Origin of the sequence: Xenorhabdus sp. PR6a (assembly GCF_028599065.1) — a bacterium.
Classification (GTDB): Bacteria; Pseudomonadota; Gammaproteobacteria; order Enterobacterales; family Enterobacteriaceae; genus Xenorhabdus; species Xenorhabdus doucetiae.
On record NZ_JAQRFJ010000001.1, the window covers coordinates 1 to 23,159 of the forward strand.

General features: G+C 45.5%; 21 protein-coding genes. 7 read left to right on the forward strand and 14 right to left on the reverse strand.

Annotated features, from left to right (window positions below; genetic code table 11):
• Nucleotides 1–163 precede the first annotated feature (163 nt).
• On the reverse strand, nucleotides 164–730 hold the full coding sequence (gmhB, locus tag PSI15_RS00005; protein ID WP_273581763.1) for a D-glycero-beta-D-manno-heptose 1,7-bisphosphate 7-phosphatase: 567 nt from the start codon (nucleotides 728–730) through the stop codon (nucleotides 164–166).
• Nucleotides 731–909: 179 nt separating this feature from the next.
• Here gmhB and metN point away from each other — a divergent pair, with 179 nt between their 5' ends.
• The 6 genes from metN to proS all read left to right on the forward strand — a co-directional run bounded on the left by metN (nucleotide 910) and on the right by proS (nucleotide 6,530).
• The gene (gene metN, locus PSI15_RS00010) at nucleotides 910–1,941 is read left to right on the forward strand and encodes a methionine ABC transporter ATP-binding protein MetN (protein ID WP_045972465.1); all 1,032 of its coding nucleotides are present in this window, start codon (nucleotides 910–912) and stop codon (nucleotides 1,939–1,941) included.
• Nucleotides 1,934–2,587, forward strand: a complete 654-nt coding sequence (locus tag PSI15_RS00015; protein WP_045972467.1) for a methionine ABC transporter permease MetI — start codon at nucleotides 1,934–1,936, stop codon at nucleotides 2,585–2,587. Before metN ends, PSI15_RS00015 begins: the two co-directional genes overlap by 8 nt.
• 73 nt (nucleotides 2,588–2,660) lie before the next feature.
• Nucleotides 2,661–3,476 carry a MetQ/NlpA family lipoprotein gene (locus PSI15_RS00020; RefSeq protein WP_045972469.1) on the forward strand — a complete coding sequence of 272 codons (816 nt, stop codon included), beginning with the start codon at nucleotides 2,661–2,663 and terminating at the stop codon, nucleotides 3,474–3,476.
• Nucleotides 3,477–3,562: 86 nt separating this feature from the next.
• Complete coding sequence (rcsF, locus tag PSI15_RS00025; protein WP_273581764.1) at nucleotides 3,563–3,958, forward strand: Rcs stress response system protein RcsF; 396 nt, start codon at nucleotides 3,563–3,565, stop codon at nucleotides 3,956–3,958.
• A gap of 27 nt (nucleotides 3,959–3,985) precedes the next feature.
• Nucleotides 3,986–4,693, forward strand: coding sequence for a tRNA (N6-threonylcarbamoyladenosine(37)-N6)-methyltransferase TrmO (gene tsaA, locus PSI15_RS00030; protein ID WP_273581765.1), 708 nt, complete (start codon nucleotides 3,986–3,988; stop codon nucleotides 4,691–4,693).
• A 115-nt stretch (nucleotides 4,694–4,808) separates the two neighbouring features.
• Nucleotides 4,809–6,530 carry a proline--tRNA ligase gene (gene proS / locus PSI15_RS00035; protein WP_273581766.1) on the forward strand — a complete coding sequence of 574 codons (1,722 nt, stop codon included), beginning with the start codon at nucleotides 4,809–4,811 and terminating at the stop codon, nucleotides 6,528–6,530.
• Nucleotides 6,531–6,613: 83 nt separating this feature from the next.
• Here the strand turns inward: proS and nlpE are convergent, their stop codons facing one another.
• The gene (gene nlpE / locus PSI15_RS00040; RefSeq protein ID WP_337928429.1) at nucleotides 6,614–7,300 is read right to left on the reverse strand and encodes an envelope stress response activation lipoprotein NlpE; all 687 of its coding nucleotides are present in this window, start codon (nucleotides 7,298–7,300) and stop codon (nucleotides 6,614–6,616) included.
• A 308-nt stretch (nucleotides 7,301–7,608) separates the two neighbouring features.
• Between nlpE and rof the strand changes: the two genes are divergently transcribed.
• Nucleotides 7,609–7,872 (forward strand): Rho-binding antiterminator, encoded by a 264-nt coding sequence (gene rof, locus PSI15_RS00045; RefSeq protein WP_045972480.1) that lies wholly within the window; start codon nucleotides 7,609–7,611, stop codon nucleotides 7,870–7,872.
• Between the two features lie 130 nt (nucleotides 7,873–8,002).
• On the opposite strand, the gene PSI15_RS00050 is transcribed toward rof, so the two are convergent.
• The 12 genes from PSI15_RS00050 to bamA all read right to left on the reverse strand — a co-directional run bounded on the left by PSI15_RS00050 (nucleotide 8,003) and on the right by bamA (nucleotide 23,146).
• Nucleotides 8,003–8,461 (reverse strand): VapA/VapB family virulence-associated protein, encoded by a 459-nt coding sequence (locus PSI15_RS00050; RefSeq protein WP_273581767.1) that lies wholly within the window; start codon nucleotides 8,459–8,461, stop codon nucleotides 8,003–8,005.
• A gap of 454 nt (nucleotides 8,462–8,915) precedes the next feature.
• Complete coding sequence (tilS, locus tag PSI15_RS00055; protein WP_273581768.1) at nucleotides 8,916–10,298, reverse strand: tRNA lysidine(34) synthetase TilS; 1,383 nt, start codon at nucleotides 10,296–10,298, stop codon at nucleotides 8,916–8,918.
• 34 nt (nucleotides 10,299–10,332) lie between these two features.
• Nucleotides 10,333–11,250, reverse strand: a complete 918-nt coding sequence (locus PSI15_RS00060) for a DMT family transporter (RefSeq protein ID WP_273581769.1) — start codon at nucleotides 11,248–11,250, stop codon at nucleotides 10,333–10,335.
• 249 nt (nucleotides 11,251–11,499) lie between these two features.
• Nucleotides 11,500–12,459, reverse strand: coding sequence for an acetyl-CoA carboxylase carboxyl transferase subunit alpha (accA, locus tag PSI15_RS00065; protein WP_045972486.1), 960 nt, complete (start codon nucleotides 12,457–12,459; stop codon nucleotides 11,500–11,502).
• A gap of 12 nt (nucleotides 12,460–12,471) precedes the next feature.
• Nucleotides 12,472–15,954: a DNA polymerase III subunit alpha gene (gene dnaE / locus PSI15_RS00070; RefSeq protein ID WP_273581770.1), complete on the reverse strand. Its 3,483-nt coding sequence runs from the start codon at nucleotides 15,952–15,954 to the stop codon at nucleotides 12,472–12,474.
• A 15-nt stretch (nucleotides 15,955–15,969) separates the two neighbouring features.
• Nucleotides 15,970–16,560, reverse strand: a complete 591-nt coding sequence (gene rnhB / locus PSI15_RS00075; protein WP_045972489.1) for a ribonuclease HII — start codon at nucleotides 16,558–16,560, stop codon at nucleotides 15,970–15,972.
• Complete coding sequence (lpxB, locus tag PSI15_RS00080; protein WP_273581771.1) at nucleotides 16,560–17,744, reverse strand: lipid-A-disaccharide synthase; 1,185 nt, start codon at nucleotides 17,742–17,744, stop codon at nucleotides 16,560–16,562. Before lpxB ends, rnhB begins: the two co-directional genes overlap by 1 nt.
• 4 nt (nucleotides 17,745–17,748) lie before the next feature.
• The gene (gene lpxA, locus PSI15_RS00085; protein ID WP_273581772.1) at nucleotides 17,749–18,546 is read right to left on the reverse strand and encodes an acyl-ACP--UDP-N-acetylglucosamine O-acyltransferase; all 798 of its coding nucleotides are present in this window, start codon (nucleotides 18,544–18,546) and stop codon (nucleotides 17,749–17,751) included.
• Between the two features lie 3 nt (nucleotides 18,547–18,549).
• Nucleotides 18,550–19,002 (reverse strand): 3-hydroxyacyl-ACP dehydratase FabZ, encoded by a 453-nt coding sequence (gene fabZ, locus PSI15_RS00090; RefSeq protein WP_045972492.1) that lies wholly within the window; start codon nucleotides 19,000–19,002, stop codon nucleotides 18,550–18,552.
• 162 nt (nucleotides 19,003–19,164) lie between these two features.
• Nucleotides 19,165–20,193, reverse strand: coding sequence for a UDP-3-O-(3-hydroxymyristoyl)glucosamine N-acyltransferase (gene lpxD, locus PSI15_RS00095; RefSeq protein WP_273581773.1), 1,029 nt, complete (start codon nucleotides 20,191–20,193; stop codon nucleotides 19,165–19,167).
• 4 nt (nucleotides 20,194–20,197) lie between these two features.
• Nucleotides 20,198–20,695 carry a molecular chaperone Skp gene (skp, locus tag PSI15_RS00100; protein ID WP_273581774.1) on the reverse strand — a complete coding sequence of 166 codons (498 nt, stop codon included), beginning with the start codon at nucleotides 20,693–20,695 and terminating at the stop codon, nucleotides 20,198–20,200.
• 72 nt (nucleotides 20,696–20,767) lie between these two features.
• Complete coding sequence (bamA, locus tag PSI15_RS00105) at nucleotides 20,768–23,146, reverse strand: outer membrane protein assembly factor BamA (protein WP_273581775.1); 2,379 nt, start codon at nucleotides 23,144–23,146, stop codon at nucleotides 20,768–20,770.
• Between the last annotated feature and the right edge of the window lie 13 nt (nucleotides 23,147–23,159).

Sequence of the window (23,159 nt, forward strand, 5' to 3'; positions counted from 1 at the left end):
CTCTTATTGTGTCAAGCCTTATTTTTCAGGGCTTTTCACTTTGTCATCCCGACAGGTTTGTGTGTTTGTCGTGACAACGGAAGCGCATTATAGGGAGCCTTCTGATTTAGGCAAGCCTTTTTTGTGATTTTTCGTTTAAATGCTCACAATTTCGCCCAAAAGGTTATTTTTGCCTATTTTTTATCACATTTGGTAGGTCTGACAAGCTATTAACGACCCAATCCGCAGCTTGTTCTGCTTCTTCTGTTACTGGTTTTCCTGTACGAACGAGAATCTTGGTTCCGATTTCCGCTGCCTTGGCTGCCAACATATCTTCTATTTTGTCTCCTACCATATAAGAAGCAGACATATCGATATGTAATGCTTCCTGTGCATCTAACAACATTCCGGGTTGCGGCTTACGGCAGCCACAGCTTTTCTTATATTCTCCATCCTCTGCTTCTGGATGATGCGGGCAATAATAGATGCCATCAAGATCAACACCGCGATCCGCCAGTGACCAATCCATCCATTCTGTTAATTGCATGAACTGATCTTCAGTAAAAATCTTACGGGCAATACCTGACTGATTTGTCACCAACACCAGGGCATAGCCCATTTTTTTCAATTCCAGCATGGCTTCAATGGCACCATCAATAAATTGAAAGTTATCTATCTCATGTACATAGCCATGATCGATGTTAATCGTGCCGTCACGATCTAAAAATACGGCGGGAATACCTTGCGTCACCTGATTACTCCAAGAATGTAATAAGCGGACAGTATCGCATGATTTATTACTGATTGAAAATGCAGCATTTAACTTATTCATTGTTGACTTAGACGTCTAGACGCCTTAACATCCAATTTAATTCGTGACTTGTTGAAAGGTTCTCAAGTCATTCATCTCTACTTCTAATAAGAAAAAAAATGATAAGACTGACTAAGATAAACAAGATATTTCAACAAGGAACGCGCTCGATAAAAGCGCTTTCAGATATCAACCTCCATGTTCCACAGGGGCAAATATATGGCGTCATTGGTTCATCCGGTGCAGGCAAAAGTACCTTAATTCGCTGTGTGAATATGCTTGAACGGCCGACTTCGGGTCAGGTATTAGTGGCCGGGCAGGATCTCACTTCGCTTTCAGAACGTGAACTCACTCGTGCACGTCGCCATATTGGCATGATTTTCCAGCATTTTAATTTACTGTCATCCAGAACAGTCTTTGATAATGTTGCGTTACCTTTGGAACTGAATAACACGCCAAAAGCGGAAATAAAGGCCAAAGTCAACGAATTGCTGGAGTTAGTTGGCCTCGCGGACAAACATGATGCTTATCCTGCCAATTTATCTGGTGGTCAAAAACAGCGTGTTGCTATTGCGCGGGCTTTGGCAAACTCGCCTAAAGTGCTTCTGTGTGACGAAGCCACCAGCGCGTTAGATCCAGCAACAACCCGTTCTATTCTGGAATTATTAAAAGATATTAACCGTCGACTGGGATTGACCATTCTTCTCATTACCCATGAAATGGATGTCGTAAAACGTATCTGTGATCAAGTTGCCGTCATCAGTGGGGGTCAATTGATTGAGCAAGATATTGTGAGCGAAATCTTTTCGCATCCTAAGACACCGGTTGCCCAAGAATTTATCAAATCTACGTTGCATTTGGATATTCCTGAAGATTACTTACAGAAGTTACAACCAGAATCAGCGCCTGATCGCTGTCCATTATTGAAGCTGGAATTCACGGGTAAGTCAGTCGATGCACCGTTAATTTCGATGGCAGTTCGCCGCTTTAATATCGATATCAGCATCTTAAGCTCCCAGATGGACTACGCCGGTGGTGTTAAATTTGGGGTGATGCTGGCTGAATTAGATGGAGAAAGCGATAGCATCAAATCAACAATTGCATTTTTAGAAGAGCATCATGTGAAGGTGGAGGTTCTCGGTTATGTCTGAAGGAATGATTTTATTATTGGCTAAAGGAGTCTGGGAAACTCTCGTCATGACTTTTGTTTCTGGTTTCTTTGGCTTTGTTATTGGATTGCCGGCGGGTGTACTTTTATACGTTACCCGTCCTGGTCAGGTCATTGAAAATAGTACGCTTTATCGCATACTTTCGGCATTGGTCAATATTACACGTTCAATACCTTTTATTATTCTGTTGGTATGGATGATCCCGTTTACCCGCCTGATTGTAGGGACATCAATCGGTTTGCAGGCGGCGATTGTTCCGTTGACCGTGGGAGCGGCGCCATTTATTGCCCGCATGGTGGAAAATGCTTTATTGGAAATTCCGACTGGCTTAATTGAAGCCGCACGTGCAATGGGGGCCACACCGTTCCAGATTGTTAAAAAGATCTTATTGCCAGAAGCATTGCCAAGTTTGATTAATGCCGCAACCATAACGTTAATTACCTTGGTTGGCTATTCGGCAATGGGTGGCGCTGTTGGTGCCGGTGGTTTGGGGCAGATTGGTTATCAATATGGCTATATCGGCTACGATGCGACCGTGATGAATACCGTATTAGCATTATTAGTTGTTTTAGTATTCTTGATTCAGGTAGGCGGTGATCGTTTAGTGAAGATCGTCAATCGTAAATAGATTATTTCAACATAGCAGTACGCAGTAACTTGAGTAAAACAGGTTAAATATCAGTATTCAATAGGGGTGAAATATGTCAGTGAAATTGAAATCCATTGCGGCAATCAGTGCATTATTAGGTACATTAATTCTTGCCGGTTGCGGACAGGAACAACGTGATCCAAACCATATCAAGGTTGGCGTTATTGCAGGACCTGAACTTAAAGTTGCTGAAGTGGCTAAACAAGTGGCTAAAGATAAATATGGCCTTGATGTTGAGCTGACGACATTCAATGATTACGTTCTGCCGAATGAATCATTGAGTAAAGGCGATATTGATGTGAATGTCTTCCAGCATAAGCCTTTCTTAGATCAGCAAGTGAAAGAGCGTAACTATAAATTGGCCATTGTGGGTAACTCTTTCATTTTCCCAATGGCGGCCTACTCCAAAAAAATTAAGTCACTGGATGAATTGCAGGAAGGTTCTCAAATTGCCATCCCTAACGATCCGACTAACCAAGGCCGCGCTTTGCTGTTATTACAAAAACAAGGGCTGATTACGCTGAAAGAAGGTGTCGGCCTGCTACCAACGATTTTGGATATTACCGGCAATCCTAAGCACTTGGATATCGTGCAGTTGGAAGCACCACAATTGCCACGTTCACTGGATGACCAAAAGATTGCTTTCGCGATTATCAATAATACCTACGCAGGGCAGATTGGTTTAACACCTGAACAAGATGGGATCTTTGTTGAAGATAAAGACTCACCTTACGTCAATATTATTGTCAGCCGCGAAGACAATAAGGATGCGGAAAATGTGCAAAAATTTGTGAAAGCGTACCAATCCCCAGAAGTCGAAAAAGAAGCGCATGAAGTCTTCAAGGGTGGAGCAATAAAAGGCTGGTAATCTTTCCTATTTAGTCAATCAAGATTAAACTCATTGGGTGGATATTTTTATATCCACCCATTTTTTCAATACGGGGATTCAACTCAATGCGTGTATTACCTGTCTGTTTCATGGCGCTCTTTATCGCTGGGTGTACATCACTGCCCACTCAATTCGATAAATCAGATAGGCCAGACTCGACGTTGAAACATCAGTCAGCCAAGGAAAACAGAGTGCCCTCTTATGTCCGTCTGTATACCAAGCCAGATGAGCTTTCAAGTTTGACATTTAAAGAGCTGGGGATTGTCGCCGGAGAATCCTGCCGCAGTACGTTGCAAGACTCTCCCGCCAGTATTGCAACTGCACGGCAAAACATGCTGGCAAAAGCCGCTTATCTCAACGCAAATGCCGTTTTACTTCATCAATGTGCCATTTTACCGGGTCAAGGTTGCTACCAAATTGCCATTTGTGAAGGGTCAGCATTACTGACAACCCATAACTAATTCAAATTGTCATTATAAAAAGCACTCATGGCAGATTTTCATTTTACGCAAATAGGCACCATTCATTCTCCTTATAAAGAGAAATTTGCCATTCCCCGTCAACCGGGGTTGGTCGAAGATGGTACAGGGCAACTAGAGTTACTCGCGCCCTACAATCAGGTTGATGCCGTCCGCGGGCTGGAGCAATTCAGTCACTTATGGATTATTTTTGTGTTTCATCAAACTATGAACGATGGCTGGAATCCACTGGTGCGCCCACCCCGTTTGGGGGGAAACGCGAAAATGGGCGTGTTTGCCACCCGTTCAACCTTCCGCCCCAATCCGGTTGGCATGTCGCTGGTGGAATTAAAAGGCATTCAATGCGAGAACAATCGTGTCATTCTGGAACTGGGGAGTTTGGATTTGGTGGAGGGAACACCGGTTATCGACATCAAACCTTACCTGCCCTTTGCCGAATCTCATCCAGAAGCCAAAGCCGGTTTTGCCCAAGCAGCACCCGATGCAAACATGGCAATTAATTTCTCACCACAAGCAGAATGCCAGCTTTTATCCCACCAGGCCAATTACCCTCACTTGAGGCGTTTTATCAGCCAAATATTGGCGCAAGATCCCCGTCCTGCCTACCGTAAAAAAACGCAGGAAAACCGAATATACGCCGCCCACATCCTGGATTTCAACATTCGCTGGCGGGTTTTTAACACGATGACAGAAGTGGTTTCTGTCGAACACCGCTAAAACTCCTTTTGACATAGCAAGCTCACTGGTAGACTAGCGGTTTGTCTTTATTTTCTGGGTTGGGTGGTAATCCCTTACCGCCCAAAAGCAATTTGCTATCCAATGGAAACTTACTATGCGTACTAGCCAATATCTGCTCTCTACTTTAAAAGAGACACCTGCTGATGCAGAGGTAGTCAGTCATAAGCTGATGCTTCGTGCTGGAGTGATCCGTAGACTCGCTTCAGGTCTGTACAACTGGATGCCGACAGGTGTTCGCGTGTTGAGAAAAGTTGAAAACATTGTTCGTGAAGAGATGAATAATGCAGGGGCGATTGAAGTTTCCATGCCAGTAGTTCAGCCAGCAGATTTGTGGCAGGAAAGTGGCCGTTGGGAGCAATATGGTCCAGAATTACTGCGTTTTGTTGATCGTGGAGAACGTCCTTTCGTTTTGGGTCCGACTCATGAAGAAGTTATCACTGATCTGGTTCGTAACGAAGTCACATCATATAAACAGCTTCCACTCAACCTGTTCCAGATCCAGACCAAATTCCGTGATGAAGTTCGTCCACGCTTCGGGGTGATGCGCTCACGTGAATTTATCATGAAAGACGCCTACTCTTTCCACACCAGCCAAGCGTCTTTGCAAGAAACTTACGATAAGATGTACGATGCCTACAGTAAAATCTTTACCCGTATCGGTTTGGATTTCCGCGCAGTTCTGGCAGATACCGGTTCAATCGGTGGCAGTGCGTCTCATGAATTCCAGGTTCTGGCCGCCAGCGGTGAAGACGATATCGTTTTCTCTACCGAGTCTAACTATGCTGCCAATATTGAATTGGCTGAAGCAGTTATGCCATCAGAGGGGCGGGCTGCGCCATCTGAGGAAATGCGTCTGGTCGATACCCCAAATGCCAAAACCATTGCTGAACTGGTCGAACAATTCAATCTGCCCATTGAAAAAACCATCAAGACATTGTTCGTTCATGCCGCAGAAGAGAGCGGACATAAATTAGTTGCCTTGCTGGTACGTGGTGATCATGAATTGAATGAGATCAAAGCAGAAAAATTGGCTTTGGTCGCCAGCCCGTTGAATTTCGCCAGCGAAGAAGAAATCCGTGCCATCGTCAACGCGGGTCCTGGTTCTTTAGGTCCAGTCAATCTGCCTATGCCTGTCATTATTGACCGCAGCGTATCTGTCATGAGTGATTTTGGTGCAGGCGCGAATATTGATGACAAACACTACTTCGGCATTAACTGGGAGCGTGATTTACCTCTTTCAGAAGTGGCTGATATCCGTAATGTCGTTGAAGGTGATACCAGCCCGGACGGTAAAGGAACGCTACTCATCAAGCGTGGTATTGAAGTGGGTCATATCTTCCAATTAGGCACGAAGTACTCTGACGCCCTGAAAGCAACGGTGCAAAATGAAGATGGGCACAATCAAGTTGTCTCGATGGGATGCTACGGTATTGGTGTAACCCGCATCGTTGCCGCCGCCATTGAGCAGAACTTTGATGATCGCGGCATTATCTGGCCGGATGCCATTGCCCCGTTCCAAGTAGCCATTTTGCCAATGAACATGCACAAATCTTACCGGGTGAAAGAAGTTGCTGAGAAATTATACGCAGACTTACGTGCCAACGGCATTGATGCCATTTTCGATGATCGTAAAGAGCGCCCCGGCGTGATGTTTGCTGACATGGAACTTATCGGTGTACCACATACGCTGGTTATCGGTGATCGTAACCTGGATAACGGTGAGATCGAATATAAATGCCGCCGCACAGGTGATAAACAAATGCTGAAACTGGAAGAGATTATTGGTTACCTGAAAGGCCATATTCAACAGGCTTAATCTTGCCTGAAAGCAGCAGATTATTATCTCCCCGCGGCGCGGGGAGATAATAAAGGCATCTTGAAGTACGACGAATATATGTATTATTTCTTGGTATGACAGGAAGCGGCCTTATCAAAACGAATTTTACCTGTTTGGATCACCGCATGATCAAACAACCCATCTTCCATTGAAGGACGAACCGTATAGTAGCCTTCTATTTCCACATAAACCGGGGTTCCGCCTTCCACTCCCGTCGCGCCGTAACCACGTTCTAAATCGATATTTTCAGCAGCATCATAACGCTTTCCAGTGCCACATTCCGTAAAAAGCGCCGAATCGGCAAAATAGCGGTATTCTCCCGCCAGCTTTTTCGGTTTTACTTTATCCAGTTCATAATTGAAGTCTGACTGAATTGGCTCACCGTTGATATCCAGCATAACCACGCTTTCACCTTTCATCAGATAATAAGATTTTTTGCCGTCTTGGTCACTCAAGACAATCTTTTTACCGTTTCTTACCCAATGACCCGTTTCAAAGAACGTATTTTTCTCGCTTTTGGCTTCCAAGTAGGTTTGCCCCAATATATAGGTTCCATCCTCGGCAAGCTGTAAAGTCGTCTCGATACCTGCACAATCCGCGCAAGGCACGACACCACTAAACACTTTCTCGGTTGGCTGGGGCTGCTCCTGAGATATAGGGCTATCCTGTGTTACGGGAGGATTTTGACATCCCACCGCAGTGAATACACCAGCAGCCAACAAAGCAAACAATATTTTTCTATTCATCATTTAATCCAATAAATTCAAAAAGATAATTAATGATTTTCAAATGAAACATAAACCTTATGTAACAAGATTGACGTTACTTTATCGTCTTCCAAAATGCGCAGAGAGAAAAATCAAATAGTATGACTCTATTTCATTGTGTAATGATAAGATACAAGTTTAACTGGCTTCCTGTCGCAGCAAAATTCTCACCGACTGATTCAGTCATCACGGGAGGCTGACTATGCTATAGTCGTAAGTAGCATTTTACGTTCGATTTAGGTTAATCACGGGCGGCACGATAACCGCCACTAACATAGTGGTGAGCAAATATGTCTATAGATAACGAAGAATATCAACCAATTAACTGTGATGATTACGATAACCTTGAGCTAGCCTGCCAACGCCAGCTACATTTGCATCTCCAATTGCGGGATGGTGAAATCTTTGAAGGGAAAGCCAAGGATCTGATTTTAAGAAAGAAAATTGAATATCTTCTTATTGATTCAAATGAAGGAACCCGTGAACTTAGGTTAGATTATATTATCAGTTTCAGCAATCCAGAAATTGGAACGATTATTATTGAGCATTCTTGAATCTGATCGCAAATAACGATGAGCACCTTCCTCCAAAAGTCCTTATATCAATAAGGACTTTTTATATAAAAATAAACCCCTATAAGCCAATTATCAAGCTGCTATAGTGTCCATAGTGGAGGAAAATCTTTTAGTGAACAGATGACCAAGAACCATAGCCAGTACCTGAAGATAAAACCGACGAAATGCCAAATCCAACGAAATTTGCTAATAACGTGCTATTTAGGTCAAAAAACAAGAATATTCCTGAAGTTAAATCCGAAATGTACCAAAAAGAATCTGTATTCGCGCGTAATTTATCAAAATCTTTGGCATAAAGTTTCCCCCAATAGCTTCCTGAACCTGGTGAATCTACAACATTCCCATGCCCAATAAATATAAAACCATTACTCACAGCCAATTCCACATGAGTGTAAAAAACATAACTGGCAATATAAGGCCTTGATTTATAGGCATAACCTTTTTCACCTAAAAGAAATTTTTTGTATATTTCATCAAGTTTGTTTTGCTCTAACTTACCTTGCATTTCTTTAGAAAACACTTTTAGCGCTTGAACTTTAATTTCATTTTCATTAATCGCATCAATCATATTATCCACCTTATTTAAAACAAAGGATATCGATAATGATTTAATCAATGCTCACTTTCTACTTTCAGTTTTCAGATGGCGATAAAATTAAAAGAATTCACAATAACTTTATTATAGGTTAACCGTCCAATTCATATGGTTAATAACTTTAAATTGCGTATCAAAATGATAGAAGTAAATCTTCTCACGCGCGACAGGATTGCAAACTCTCACTTTTATAAAAACTTATTTAAATCCCGAACAAATTTTTAAAGTGAAAAATTAAAACATAGGCATTTAGAAATACGATTAGCTTATATAAAAATATAGTACACTTTGTTATATTTTCAAGATGATAATATAAATTGACTAAATTTTTTAGCGAAAGAAGAGATCACACTGTTTGTAATGTAATCTCCTAAATCAATGAGTTAGCTTTTAAGATTTCGAGTAATGGAGAGAACCCACTCTGCCATTAAGTATGAAGCGTGGTTCTCTGCCACTGCACTGAAATTCCCTCGTCATCAGGCAAACTCTGCCCTTCTTTAGTGATGAAAACGCCCAACGCAGCAATCAATTGTTCATTGTAATAGAGCAAAGGGATTCTCTCCCTAAGCCAAGGCGCAACCCCCAATTCTTGCCACAGTTTTTTACTGTGACGGGAATGTTGCCGTCCCACAATGCTGATATTGCCCTGAACACCAAAACGCACGGTCACTTGCTCATGACGGTTTGGCTTTCTCACTGTCATACTGTTTTCAATCCTGTTTTGAACACCATTTTCAATACGCTTTTCTTTAGCGCAGAGCAGTGTTCCCAATCTATCTGGTAACGTCAATTCCTGCTGTAAATCCCATTCAAGCAGAGATCCCGCCAGATTCTGGTATTGAGGCACCAGCCAAAGTTGCTGCCGATAACGACGAATATCCTGTTGCCCTACTCTAAAGCGAGGTTCTGCATCTTGCCGGGCAAGTGCCACTTCTGACCAAATTCGCTGGAGTTGCTCGCGTGCCGGCATTTTTACCCCACACTGATTAAGCCATCGCCGCAGCAACGCATTCCGTTTGGCTTCAGAACTGTTTTCCAAAGGAGGAATAGCGATTGCACCTTCCGATGTCATCAATGAATGCAAAAATTCTTCCAGCAATTCATCCAGCAATTGTTCTTGTTCCCCACATAAGCTGGCACTACGGGAAACGGCTTGTGGAAAATGGGGCCAACGCTGATTGAGTAACGGCATGATATTCCGGCGCAAAAAATTACGGTCATAGCGATCATCTTGATTACTGTCGTCCTCAACCCATTGTAATTTTTGTGCCTGTGCATAGGCTTCCAATTCTTCTCGACTGATACTGAGTAATGGGCGAATCAATGTCGTTCCCGCAAACGGCATTCTGGATGGCATGGAAGACAATCCAGCCGGACCGCTGCCCCGTTTCAAGGCTAATAAAAACGTTTCTGCCTGATCATCAAGATGTTGTGCCGTCATTAAGACTTCACCTTGCTGTAGCTCATGCTGGAAAGCGTGATAACGCGCATTTCGTGCTGCGGCTTCAATCCCGTGCTGGCGGGTATTAAGCGCGACTTTTTCAGTGCGAAAATCAATCTGCCAGTCAGCACAAACCTGCCGACAGTGTTCAACCCATAAATCCGCCTTTGGGTTTAAACCATGATGAATATGAATTGCCCTTAATGCTATTCGTTCACAGCTCAATTGATGTGCTTGAATGCGCAAACGAACAAGCAAATGCAGTAATACAGAGGAATCCAATCCACCGCTAAATCCGACCAAAATCTTTTTATGCTGACCAATGTGTTCTGCTAACGTAGTAAGCAGAAAATCATAAGAACTTGCCATTATAGAGCCAAACCTTTCCTCTTTATTCGTCAAATCAATCTTCAATCAGATCATCTGTTAATTTATTTTGTTCTGCCGTTTTTCTCTGAGTACTAATACAAAGTAATCCAGAAATGATAACCAGCGCTAACCCGAACACATACGCCGGAACAAACGCATCACCAAAAAACAGGATAATCCACATCATCGACAAAACCGGGGATAAAAACAGGATTGAGGCAATTTTATGAGAATCAGGGGCGTTCATGGCCTTGAACCAAATAATATAAGAAACCCCATTCAGTATGATGCCGTTAAGCAACGTTGGCATCAGAGAATCACCGACAGGGACGTTAATGCTGCTGAAAGCAAACATAAATACGGCGGATACTAAGGTAGAGCAGGTAAATACCCAAAATGTACTAATATAAGGATCAATCGCAAATTGCCTCGATAATACCGACATTAATGCAAAACAAAATGCCCCGCTAAATACCAGCAACAATGCCTGAGGATGTTCTACCGCAATCTCGGTAATATTGCCTTTCGTGAAGGTAATCACAACCGCCATAAAGCCCATTGCAATGCCAATCATCTGCTTGATCGACAATTTTTCTTTAAACAGGAAAAATGACAATCCAATAATCATTAACGGCCAGCTATATTGGATCACCAAAACAGCAACACCATTCTCAATGGAATAGCCATAGTAAAGCAGCAAATAGAAGAAACAATCCAAAGCACCTAAGATCAATACCTTAAGCATAACGGGAACAGGGATGAACAAAAGTTTTTTCCAGCTTCTCCCCATCATCAGCGCGACAACAAATACCGCCAAAACAGACAAAATGTTTGACCAGAATAAATATTGGAAGTGATCCATCTCTTTCTGACCAAAACGCGATATAGAAGGAATAAAGCTCCAGATAAACACACAAGAAAATGCATAAATAAGATACTTATATTTGGCCATAGAAAAACTCAACTTATTTATTTTAAAGCCCAGCCTACAAGGCACCTATTTCATCCCTATAAATAACAAAACAGGTGGAAAGACCAGGGAATTACCGTTCCTCAATACTTTCCACCTGATAAATTTTCCATCTGCTATTCGCGATATTAAAAATATCGCTGTATTATGTGAAAACCACCCTCAATAATAGCCAGCTTCCAGAATTTATTTGCAGATCTTTTTACCTGTAAACCTTTTTACTTGCGAACCTTAGCAGTAACCGTATTGCATTAAGCGCTCATAACGACGGTTAACTAACTCTTCACTATCCAGCTCACTTAACGCAGAAAGATCAGCCAACAATTGAGCTTTCAATGTTTCAGCCGTTTCTTCATAGTTACGGTGTGCACCACCCAAGGGTTCGGCAATAACCGTATCAATCAGATTCAACTCTTTCAGACGTGGCGCGGTATTTCCCATGGCTTCAGCCGCCAATGGTGCTTTTTCAGCGCTTTTCCACAAAATGGAAGCACAGCCTTCAGGCGAGATGGTCGAGAAGGTGCTGTATTGCAACATATTAATTTTATCACCCACACTCAGCGCCAAAGCCCCACCAGAACCCCCTTCGCCAATCACCGTACAGATGACGGGGACAGAAAGACGCGACATTTCACGCAGGTTACGGGCAATCGCTTCTGACTGACCCCGCTCTTCTGCACCGACACCCGGATATGCGCCGGGGGTATCAATGAAGGTAATGATTGGCAATTTGAAACGCTCAGCCATTTCCATCAATCTCAACGCTTTGCGATAACCTTCCGGTGATGGCATGCCAAAGTTGCGGCGGATCTTTTCTTTCGTTTCACGCCCTTTCTGGTGGCCAATCACCATCACTGGACGACCCTCAATACGCGCCAATCCGCCCACGATGGCTTTGTCATCAGCATAGGCACGATCACCCGCTAATTCTTCAAAGTCAGTAAAAATGAGCTTAATATAATCCAGCGTATAGGGACGCAGTGGATGACGCGATAGCTGGGAAATTTGCCATGCCCCTAAATCAGCGAAAATTTTGCGGGTCAGCTCCAGGCTTTTTTCCCGCAGACGCTGGACTTCTTCATCCAGATTGATATCTAGCTTTTCATCTTGACGGCTAACTGCGGTGAGCGAATCGATTTTCGCTTCCAACTCGGCAATCGGCTGTTCAAAATCCAGAAAATTCAGACTCATAACGTTCCTATTCTAGTCAAATTCTAATTCTACCTGCTCATTACCCAGCAGAGTTCGCAGATCGGTCAAAAGGGTGTCTGTTGGCGTTATCCGCCAGGTTGCACCGAATCGTAAACGGGCGCGGGCATCTACCCGCTGATAATAAAGATGAACCGGCATCGTTCCTGAACGGTGTGGCTCCAATGCACCACGCAGACGGTTCAATAATTGCTCATCAATTTGCCTGTCTGATAACGAGATAGCAAGCCCACGGGCAAATTTTTCACGGGCTTCACTGATATCCATTAATTCACGCACTGTCATTTTAAGCCCACCGCTAAAGTCATCAAAGCTGACTTGCCCGGTGGCAATCAAAATCTTGTCCTGTTCCAATAAATGCTGATACCTTTCCAACGCATCAGAAAACAGCATGATCTCCAGACGCCCTGAACGATCGTCCAATGTGCTGATCCCGATCCGGTTTCCCCGTTTGGTCGTCACGATTTTGGACGCTAGCACCAAACCTACCACAGTTGTGACTTGACCACGAGGTGTCGGGTTCACATCTTTTAGACGCAATCCATTGGTATATCGTTCAATCTCTTTTAAATAACCCGTGATCGGGTGGCCGGTTAAATACAAGCCCAGTGTTTCCCGCTCACCATCCAAGACCACCTGATCCGGCCATTTTGGCGTACTGGCATAGGAACGCTCAACCTGTTCAGGCTCTTCAGCCAACACACCAAACATATCCGTTTGACCCGTTGCTTCCGCTTTGGCATGTTGATCCGCGGCTTTCAGTGCCCCTTCCAGAGAGGACATCAGTGCCGCACGGTGTGGCCCCAGCCGGTCAAAGGCTCCGGACATAATCAGCTTTTCCATTACCCGGCGGTTGATTTTTTTAATATCAACACGGGCGCACAGGTCGAACAGCTCCTTAAAGTGACCTTCTTTCTGTCGGGCTTCGAGCATCGCTTCAATCGGCCCTTCCCCCACACCTTTAATCGCACCGATACCGTAAACGATTTCTCCGTCATCATTGACGTGGAAATGATATAAACCGCTATTGATATCCGGGGGCAACACTTTCAGCCCCATGCGCCAGCACTCATCCACCAGCCCAACGACTTTTTCGGTGTTATCCATATCCGCGGTCATCACAGCAGCCATAAATTCTGCCGGATAGTGCGCTTTCAGCCATAACGTCTGATAAGAAACCAGTGCATAAGCGGCGGAGTGCGATTTGTTAAAGCCATAACCCGCGAATTTCTCCACCAAATCGAAGATCTTCATGGCGAGTTCGCCACCAACGCCCTGTTTTATCGCCCCTTCTTCAAAGACTGACCGCTGTTTAGCCATCTCCTCGGGTTTTTTCTTACCCATGGCACGACGCAGCATATCTGCCCCGCCAAGGGTATAACCTGCCAGAACCTGTGCAATCTGCATCACCTGTTCCTGATACAGAATGATACCGTAAGTCGGCTCCAATACGGGTTTCAAGGATTCATGCTGCCATTCAACGTCAGGGTAAGAGAGCTCTTCCCGCCCATGTTTACGGTCGATAAAGTTATCTACCATGCCGGATTGCAACGGCCCCGGACGGAACAGTGCCACCAATGCGATCATGTCTTCAAAACAGTCGGGACGCAGGCGTTTGATCAAGTCCTTCATCCCGCGGGATTCAAGCTGGAACACGGCCGTCGTTTCAGAGCGTTGCAGCATATCGAAACTTTTCTGGTCATCCAGCGGAATAGCCGCGATATCAATCGGCTCCAGCCCTTTTTTGGCACGACGGGCATTCACCATCTCAAGTGCCCAGTTGATAATGGTCAGGGTTCTCAGGCCAAGGAAGTCAAACTTAACCAGACCGGCATATTCCACATCGTTTTTGTCAAACTGGGTAACCGGGTTTTGCCCTTCTGGATCACAGTAAATCGGGGCAAAGTCCGTAATCCTGGTGGGTGCAATCACCACACCCCCCGCATGCTTACCAGCGTTACGCGTGACACCTTCCAGCTTACGCGCCATATCTATCAGCGCCTTAACCTCTTCATCCGCCTCGTAAATTTCAGGTAGCTGTGGCTCGGCGGCAAAGGCTTTTTCCAGCGTCATGCCAGGATCAGGAGGTACTAATTTTGATATTCGATCAACAAACCCATAAGGGTGCCCAAGCACGCGCCCAACATCACGGATAACCGCTTTCGCCGCCATCGTACCAAACGTGATAATCTGCGATACGGCATCCCGCCCGTACATCTCGGCAACGTGATCGATAACCTGATCACGTTTTTCCATACAGAAATCGACGTCAAAATCAGGCATGGAAACACGTTCAGGATTCAGGAAACGTTCAAACAGCAGATCGAACTCCAGCGGATCGAGATCGGTAATGTTTAATGCATAAGCCACAAGGGAACCAGCACCAGAGCCTCGCCCTGGACCAACGGGAACACCGTTGTCTTTCGACCACTGGATAAATTCCATCACGATCAGGAAGTACCCCGGGAACCCCATTTGGTTGATAACATCCAGCTCAATATCAAGACGTTCATCATAGGCTGAACGTTTCTGCACCCTGATTTCCGGCTCGGGATAGAGAAACGCCAGACGCTCCTCCAGCCCTTGTTTGGATTTTTCAACGAGAAAATCTTCCGTGCTCATTTCTCCTGTCGGGAACTGCGGCAGGAAATACTCACCGAGACGGATGGTGACATTACAGCGTTTAGCAATTTCTACGCTATTTTGTAGCGCTTCAGGAATGTCTGAGAAAAGCTCGCACATCTCCTGTTCACTGCGCAGATATTGCTGAGGGCTGTAATTTTTAGGCCTTTTCGGATCAGACAGCGTATAACCATCATGGATAGCCACCCGAATCTCGTGGGCGTCGAAATCTTCGCTTTCCAGAAAGCAGACATCATTAGTGGCCACAACGGGAAGATTTTTTTCTACTGCCAGTGCCACCGCCGCATGAAGATAATTTTCTTCATCCAGACGCCCGGTACGGATCAACTCAAGGTAATAGCTGTCAGGGAAATGTTCCTGATAAAAATTGAGACATTGTTCCACCATCACACGGTTGCCACGCAACAGGAATTTACCCACATCGCCCATGCGCCCGCCTGACAGTAGGATCAGACCTGTTTTATATTTTACCAGCCATTCCCGCTTGATGGTGGGGCCAATCGCACCGTACCCTTTTTGGTAAGCCTCTGAGATCAGCAAGGTCAGGTTTTGATAACCTTCATTATTGCGAGCCAGGATTGTCAGATGGGCATATTCATCCCCCAACAAATCGTTTTCCACATAAAAATCTGCCCCAATAATGGGCTTAATACCGGCACCGTGGGCACTGCCATAGAATTTCACCAATCCACATAAGTTGGTAAAATCCGTGATCGCCAAAGCCGGCATGCCCAATTTGGCGACTTTTTTCACCAACGGGCCAGTCTTGGCCAAGCCATCAATCATTGAATAATCGCTGTGAACACGTAAGTGTACAAAACGTGGTTCTGTCATAATCTGTCCAGATTTTTATCCAAGACCTAGCGCCCGTTTGACTGGCGCAAAACTTTTACGATGATGCTCCGTCGCGCCCAGAGAGGCCAGTTTTTCCAGATGCAGGGCGGTAGGGTAACCTTTATGTTGCGCAAAGCCGTAGTCAGGGAACTGTTTATCCAGTTCGGCCATTTCTCTGTCCCGTGTCACTTTGGCAAGGATGGAAGCCGCACTGATTTCTGCAACCAGACTATCACCCTTCACAACCGCTTGGGCTGGCATGGTTAATGCCGGGCAACGATTGCCATCGATCAAAACATAATCTGGCGTGACGGCCAACCCTTCAACGGCTCTCTGCATCGCCAGCATGGTGGCATGGAGAATGTTGAGCTGATCGATTTCTTCCGGCTCTGCACGACCAAGACTCCAGCACAAGGCTTTCTCTTTTATTTCCACATATAACGCTTCACGGCGTTTTTCCGTGAGTTTTTTCGAATCCGCTAAGCCGGCAATCGGTTTCGCCGGATCAAGAATAACGGCCGCCGTGACGACAGCTCCGACTAACGGGCCACGCCCAACTTCGTCAACACCAGCAATCAAATTCGCCTGTGGATAAACAAAATCCATTATCTTCTCGCTAATTCCAGAACGGCTTGCGCAGCCTGTTCATCGGCATCACAGCGAATGCGTTCATGCAAATGCAAAAACGTCTGTTTTAACGCTTCCACATCTGCGCCACCTTGCAAAAGAGGTAACAGCGCCTCTGACAATGCTTTAGGCGTGCATTCATCCTGTAGTAATTCTTTAACTAATTCTTTGCCTGCCAGCAGGTTGGGCAAGGAAACATAAGGGGTTTTCACCAAGCGCTTTGCCAAGTAGAATGTAAAAGGTTTCATTCGATAGCCCACCACCATTGGGCATTTGGCCAGCATACACTCCAGCGCTGCCGTACCGGAGGCAAGTAAAGTGGCATCGCTGGCAATCATGGCTTCACGCGCTTTCCCCTCCAGTAAATGGAGCTGCAAATCCGGTGCTGTCTCGTTTTTAATGCGCTGAAACTGCTCACGCCGCTTGGCATTAACCAAAGGAACCAATACATGCAGATCGGGGAATTTCTCCCGCAATAATTGGGCGGTTTTTAAAAAATCAGCACTGAGCATCTCGACTTCAGCATGGCGGCTACCGGGCAAGATTGCCAGACAGTGAGCGGTTAGTGGAATATCCAACCTATTTCTGGCGGTGGCTTTGTCGGTTTGCAAAGGCATGGCATCTGCCATTGTGTGCCCAATAAACCGGCATGGCACGTTAAACCGATCGTAGAAGGCTTTTTCAAAGGGTAAAAAGGCCAATACCAGATCTGTTGACCGCCCAATTTTAAACACGCGTTTCTGGCGCCACGCCCATACGGATGGGCTAACGTAATGGATCGTTTTAATTCCCCGCTGCTTAAGCCGACCTTCCAGGGTAATGTTAAAGTCAGGCGCATCAATGCCAATAAACACATCAGGCTTCAATGCGGTAAAACGCGCGGTTAAATCCTTGCGTATTTTCAGCAAACGAGGCAAACGACCCAGAACTTCAACGATCCCCATGACGGCCAGTTCTTCCATCTCATACCAGACTTCACAACCTTCGGCCTGCATAAGGGGGCCGGCAACACCTACAAAGCGGGCATGCGGAATTTTTGCTTTCAATGCGCGAATCAGCCCTGCCCCAAGAATATCACCGGATGTTTCTCCGGCGACCAAACCAATTGTCAGTGGGCGCTGATTATCAACAGAAGACAAGGTAGCCAAAGGAGTATCCTTCATCTACTTAACGAATAATGCCACGGCTGGATTTTGCGGAATTTTCCAGAAAATCGCTGAATATTTTCACATGCGGGTTAGTTTCCGATTGAAGACCAATGTCTTGTCTGGCTTCGTCTAACGTTTTTCCGCTGCGATAAAGCGTCTTATAGGCGTGACGAATGGCATGCAGCGATTCTTTGTCAAACCCACGACGTTTTAGGCCTTCAATATTCAATCCGAAAGGTGTTGCATGGTTTCCTTGTGCGATGATGTAAGGAGGAACATCCTGAGCAACGCCGGAACAACCACCGACCATCACGTGGGAACCAATTTGGCAGAATTGATGCACCGCCGTCATTCCACCGATAATGACATAATCGCCCAGAATAACATGCCCGCCCAATGTGCCATTGTTCGCAATAATACAACGATCACCCACAATGCAGTCATGGGCGATATGGACGTTGATCATCAGCAAATTATCACTGCCAATTCTGGTCACCCCGCCACCCTGAACCGTGCCTCTGTGGATAGAAACACTTTCACGAATACGGTTACGGTCACCAATTTCAACGCGAGTGGGTTCACCTTGATATTTGAGATCCTGATTTATCTCACCGATGGAGGCGAATTGATAAATCTGGTTATCACGACCAATCTTGGTTATCCCATTAACCACAACATGGGATTTCAATTCAGTCCCTTCACCAATCTCAACGTGAGCACCGATATAACAAAATGGGCCAATGCGGACATTGGCGCCAATAACAGCACCCTCTTCAACAATGGAAGAGGGATGAATAACAGCGGTTTGATCAATCATGGATTAGGCCTCACGACGGCGAGCACACATCATTTCAGCTTCGCAAGCCACTTCTCCATCGACTTTCGCTACGCCCCTGAAACGCGCAACACCGCGACGTTCTTTAATAAATTCGACTTCCATGATCATTTGATCACCCGGCAGAACCGGACGCTTGAAGCGAGCGCCGTCAATTGCTGCAAAGTAATACAATTCACCCGGCTCCAGTGATCCCACACTTTTAAACGCCAGAATGCCGGTAGCCTGAGCCATTGCCTCAAGGATTAAGACACCGGGAAAAATAGGTTTACCCGGGAAGTGCCCCTGAAAGAATGGTTCATTAAATGATACATTCTTGACTGCGCGCAGAAATTTACCTTCTTCAAAATCTAAAACGCGATCTACCAACAAAAATGGGTAGCGGTGAGGCAGTAAATCTAAAATCTCTTCAATTTGCAGAGTATGATTATCACTCATCTAAATACTCTTCCTGTCATATAAGGATCATAATACTAACGACACGGCCTGCGTTAACTCTAAATTCAGAGTTATCAGGCAGGCCGCAAAAATCAAAAGCACAACCAAAAATGCTAATTAAAAACGTTTAATCAAAAATGTCTATCCAGGATGCGGGGATGATTACTCGTTTTCACCTTCCAGTTGACGCTCAACTGACTTCAACCGCTTATTCATTTCATTGATGTTCATGACCAGAGCGGCAGTCTTACGCCAAACTTTGTTTGGTTGTAACGGGATACCCGATGAGTATACACCAGGCTCTGTAATGGGGCGTATCACCATACTCATGCCCGTGATAGTCACTTTATCACAGATTTCCATGTGCCCATTAATGACACTGGCTCCGCCAATCATACAGTAACGGCCGATTTTCAAACTCCCTGCCATGATGACACCTCCCGCCACTGCGGTGTTGTCTCCAATCGTCACGTTGTGAGCGATCTGGCACTGGTTGTCTATGATAACACCATTACCGATGACAGTGTTATCTAACGCGCCGCGATCAATGGTCGTGCAAGCACCGATTTCAACGCGATCCCCGATAATGACTGTGCCTAACTGGGGAATTTTAACCCAATTCCCGCGCTCGTTGGCATAACCAAAACCATCAGAACCTATAACAGTTCCTGATTGGATCAAGCACGACTTGCCCATTTCAACATGATGGTATACCGAGACATTGGCCCAAAGGCGGGTTCCGGCACCAATTCGCGCATTTTTGCCAACAAAGCAACCTGCACCCACGATCACATTATCACCCAGCACAACGCCGGATTCGATAACCGCATTGGCACCAACCGCCACATTTTCACCCAGCACGGCCTCAGGGGAGATCACAGCTGATGGGTGGATATCTTGTGCAGGTTTCGGGGTCGTATCCATCATTTGCGCCATGCGTGCATAAGCAAGGTACGGATCATTAACCACCAACGCCGCAACCTTGCAGTGAGGGAGGTCGGCTTCACGCAGCACAACAGCAGCAGCCTGACAGGCCGCCAGTTTGTCAGTATAACGACTATCGGATAAAAATGTAATTTGCTCGTTATTCGCTGAATGCATCGGCGCAATACCGGTGATGGCAATATCGCCATCACCATGCAATTGCGCATTCAACTGCTGAGCGAGATCAGCTAATCGAATTGAAACCATCTACTTACTTAACCTGTTTCAGTACTTCTGCGGTGATATCTTTACTCGATGCAGAATACACGGCGGTATTCGCATCCAGAACAAGATCATAACCTTCTTTGCCTGCAACCACTTTCACTGCATCCTGAATGCGGTTCAGGATCTTATTGCGTTCTTCCATCTGACGACGACGGTTGTCGTTTTCAAAGTTCTGTGCTTTCTGGGCAAAATCATCACGTTTTGCCATGACTTCTTTTTCCAATTTTTCACGTTCACTGGCTTTCATCGTTGAGCCATCACGCTGTAGTTTCTGGATTTTGGTTTGTAACTCAGATTCCATACGCTGTAATTCAGTTGCGCGGCCTTTGAACTCGTTTTCCAACTGTTTTGCCACAGCTTCACGGGCCGGTAACTGTTGGAAAACTTCAGCAACGTTCACTAAAGCAATTTTATCTGCCGCCTGCGCACCCGCAGAGAACGCTAATGCCATACCCAAACTTGCTGCACACAATATTTTCTTCACTATAAACTCCTTTGACCTACGCTATTTTACCTATCTAATAATAGGGCGATTTTCACCAAAAATAGTTAATAATTACCAAACCCCGCCAATATTGAACTGGAACTGCTCCGCTCTATCACCCGCATATTCCTTAATTGGCTTCGCATAAGAGAAGCTCAGTGGCCCTAACGGCGATATCCATTGCAGAGAAATCCCTGCCGAAACACGGATGTTATTTGGCTTACTGTAGTCTGGCAACCCGGAGTCAGTCTTATTCCAATTGGTATCCCACACCGTTCCCGCATCAACAAATAGCGACGTTCTCAGGGAGTTGGCATATTTAGCATCCAAGAACGGGGTAGGGGTAATCAGTTCGAAACTGGCAACCGCTGTCGCGTTACCACCCACCGCATCACGGGATGGGCTATATTTATCTTTATCAGTTACATCTAAATAAACCGCTTTCGGGCCAATATTATTCGAACGGAAGCCGCGAACGCTGTTGGAACCACCGGCATAGAAGTTTTCATAGAATGGCATCTCCTTGCCACCAAACCCGCCGCCATATCCCAGGCGTGTGCGCCCCATCAGCACCCATGCGTGATCATCATCCAGTGGATAATAACCGGACATGTTCCAAGTGACTTTATAGAACTGGTTATCTGAGCCAGGAATAGTCACTTTCGTATCCAGAGAGGATTTCAGGCCAGAAGTGGGGAAGAAGCCACGGTCAAGATTGTTGTAAACCCACCCCATTGTGACTGAGAAGTCATTGGTATCAAACTTCGCCTTATCTTTGAAGTTTGGATGGTTACCCATTTTATTCAAATAACGCCACATCGCGACTTGTGGTCGCATGTTAGACAGAGAGTTATGGATATAACCCAGTCTCAGCGACAGACCGTTATTTTCATTCACCGGGAAACCGATGGTGCCCTCAGTACCGTAGGCTTTATTGGTATAATTCGACAGATCAGCATCATCGGCGCGGAAATCGTTATAGAACACACGCCCACCCAAACTGACACCATCAACGGTAAAGTAAGGGTTAGTCATGGAGATATCCGCCGACGTTGAATAGTTATTTTTACTGGCGTTAATACTCACGGAGTTCCCGGTTCCCAGCCAGTTGGCTTGTTGGAGACCCACCTGGAAACCCATACCACTCTCAGTACCGAAACTCACCCCAAAGTTCATAGAACCCGTATTGCGTTCTTTGACCTTGTAAACGATATCCACTTGATCTGGACTGCCGGGTACACGTTCAGTTTCTACATCAACTGAGTCAAAATACCCCAATCGATTTAGGCGTTCTTTACCCTGTTCAACCAAATCACTTCCCAGCCATGAGCCTTCCATCTGACGCATTTCACGGCGCAATACGGAATCTTTACTCACATCGTTGCCGGAAAAACGAATTTTACGCACGTAGAAGCGATTGCCGGCATCCACATTCACCAGCAGCTTAACCGTCTTATCGGTGTCGTTGATTTCAGGTTGGGTCATGACGCGAGGATAAGCATAACCGTGGCGACCAAGCAGATTTTTGATCGCAGTTTCCATCTTGGTCACTTCGGCACCGTTATACAGCGAGCCGGGTTCGATTTTCGTCAATTCCCCGATTTGGGACTGATAACCCGCCAAATTACCATTCAAATCAACACCAGCGATTTTGTATTGATCGCCTTCGGTGATATTAACCGTGATATAAATACCTTTCTTGTCTGGCGTCAGGTTAACTTGGGTCGAATCAATATTGAAACGGGCATAGCCTCGGTCCAGATAGAAACTGCGCAAGGTTTCAAGGTCACCAGCCAATTTTTGTTTCTGGTATTTCTGGTCGGCCGTCATGTTCCACCAAGGCACATCATCCCTGAGTTGGAAATGGTTAAGCAGCTCATCGGTTGAGAAAGCTTTATTGCCAACAATATTAATTTGTTGGATCTTGGCAGAAACCCCTTCAGAGAAAACGAGCTTCAAATCAACACGGTTACGGGGCAGTGGTGTGACAACCGCTTTTACGGTTGCGTTGTATTTACCCACACTGTAGTAGAAATCTTCCAGCCCTTTCTCAATGCTGGACAGCATGGTGCGGTCAAGGGCTTCACCAACCCGAACACGAGAGGCCTCAAGATTTTGCTTGAGCATGTCATCTTTCACTGACTTATTGCCGGTGAAAGTAATGCTGGCGATGGTTGGCCGTTCCTTTACTTGAACAACCAGTGAATTGCCGTCACGTAAGACACGAACATCTTCAAAGTTTCCCGTTGCAAACAATGAATGAATCGCGCGGCTAATATCTTCATCACTAACCGTATCACCTACCCGAACCGGCATGTTCAGTAATGCTGCACCAACGGTGACGCGTTGAAGACCCTCAAAGTGAATGTCCCGAACCACGAATCCGTCTGAACTGTATGCAGTGGCGCTGCCGAACAGCAGCGACGCTATGAGCAACTTTTTCATCGCCATCGTTGTTATGCGT

Bases quoted from the DNA above. Each gene is read 5' to 3' on its own strand.
- metN (WP_045972465.1), top strand. From the start codon at position 910: ATGATAAGACTGACTAAGATAAACAAGATATTTCAACAAGGAACGCGC.
- PSI15_RS00015 (WP_045972467.1), top strand. From the start codon at position 1,934: ATGTCTGAAGGAATGATTTTATTATTGGCTAAAGGAGTCTGGGAAACT.
- PSI15_RS00020 (WP_045972469.1), top strand. From the start codon at position 2,661: ATGTCAGTGAAATTGAAATCCATTGCGGCAATCAGTGCATTATTAGGT.
- rcsF (WP_273581764.1), top strand. From the start codon at position 3,563: ATGCGTGTATTACCTGTCTGTTTCATGGCGCTCTTTATCGCTGGGTGT.
- tsaA (WP_273581765.1), top strand. From the start codon at position 3,986: ATGGCAGATTTTCATTTTACGCAAATAGGCACCATTCATTCTCCTTAT.
- proS (WP_273581766.1), top strand. From the start codon at position 4,809: ATGCGTACTAGCCAATATCTGCTCTCTACTTTAAAAGAGACACCTGCT.
- nlpE (WP_337928429.1), bottom strand. From the start codon at position 7,300: ATGATGAATAGAAAAATATTGTTTGCTTTGTTGGCTGCTGGTGTATTC.
- rof (WP_045972480.1), top strand. From the start codon at position 7,609: ATGTCTATAGATAACGAAGAATATCAACCAATTAACTGTGATGATTAC.
- PSI15_RS00050 (WP_273581767.1), bottom strand. From the start codon at position 8,461: ATGATTGATGCGATTAATGAAAATGAAATTAAAGTTCAAGCGCTAAAA.
- tilS (WP_273581768.1), bottom strand. From the start codon at position 10,298: ATGGCAAGTTCTTATGATTTTCTGCTTACTACGTTAGCAGAACACATT.
- PSI15_RS00060 (WP_273581769.1), bottom strand. From the start codon at position 11,250: ATGGCCAAATATAAGTATCTTATTTATGCATTTTCTTGTGTGTTTATC.
- accA (WP_045972486.1), bottom strand. From the start codon at position 12,459: ATGAGTCTGAATTTTCTGGATTTTGAACAGCCGATTGCCGAGTTGGAA.
- dnaE (WP_273581770.1), bottom strand. From the start codon at position 15,954: ATGACAGAACCACGTTTTGTACACTTACGTGTTCACAGCGATTATTCA.
- rnhB (WP_045972489.1), bottom strand. From the start codon at position 16,560: ATGGATTTTGTTTATCCACAGGCGAATTTGATTGCTGGTGTTGACGAA.
- lpxB (WP_273581771.1), bottom strand. From the start codon at position 17,744: ATGAAGGATACTCCTTTGGCTACCTTGTCTTCTGTTGATAATCAGCGC.
- lpxA (WP_273581772.1), bottom strand. From the start codon at position 18,546: ATGATTGATCAAACCGCTGTTATTCATCCCTCTTCCATTGTTGAAGAG.
- fabZ (WP_045972492.1), bottom strand. From the start codon at position 19,002: ATGAGTGATAATCATACTCTGCAAATTGAAGAGATTTTAGATTTACTG.
- lpxD (WP_273581773.1), bottom strand. From the start codon at position 20,193: ATGGTTTCAATTCGATTAGCTGATCTCGCTCAGCAGTTGAATGCGCAA.
- bamA (WP_273581775.1), bottom strand. From the start codon at position 23,146: ATGGCGATGAAAAAGTTGCTCATAGCGTCGCTGCTGTTCGGCAGCGCC.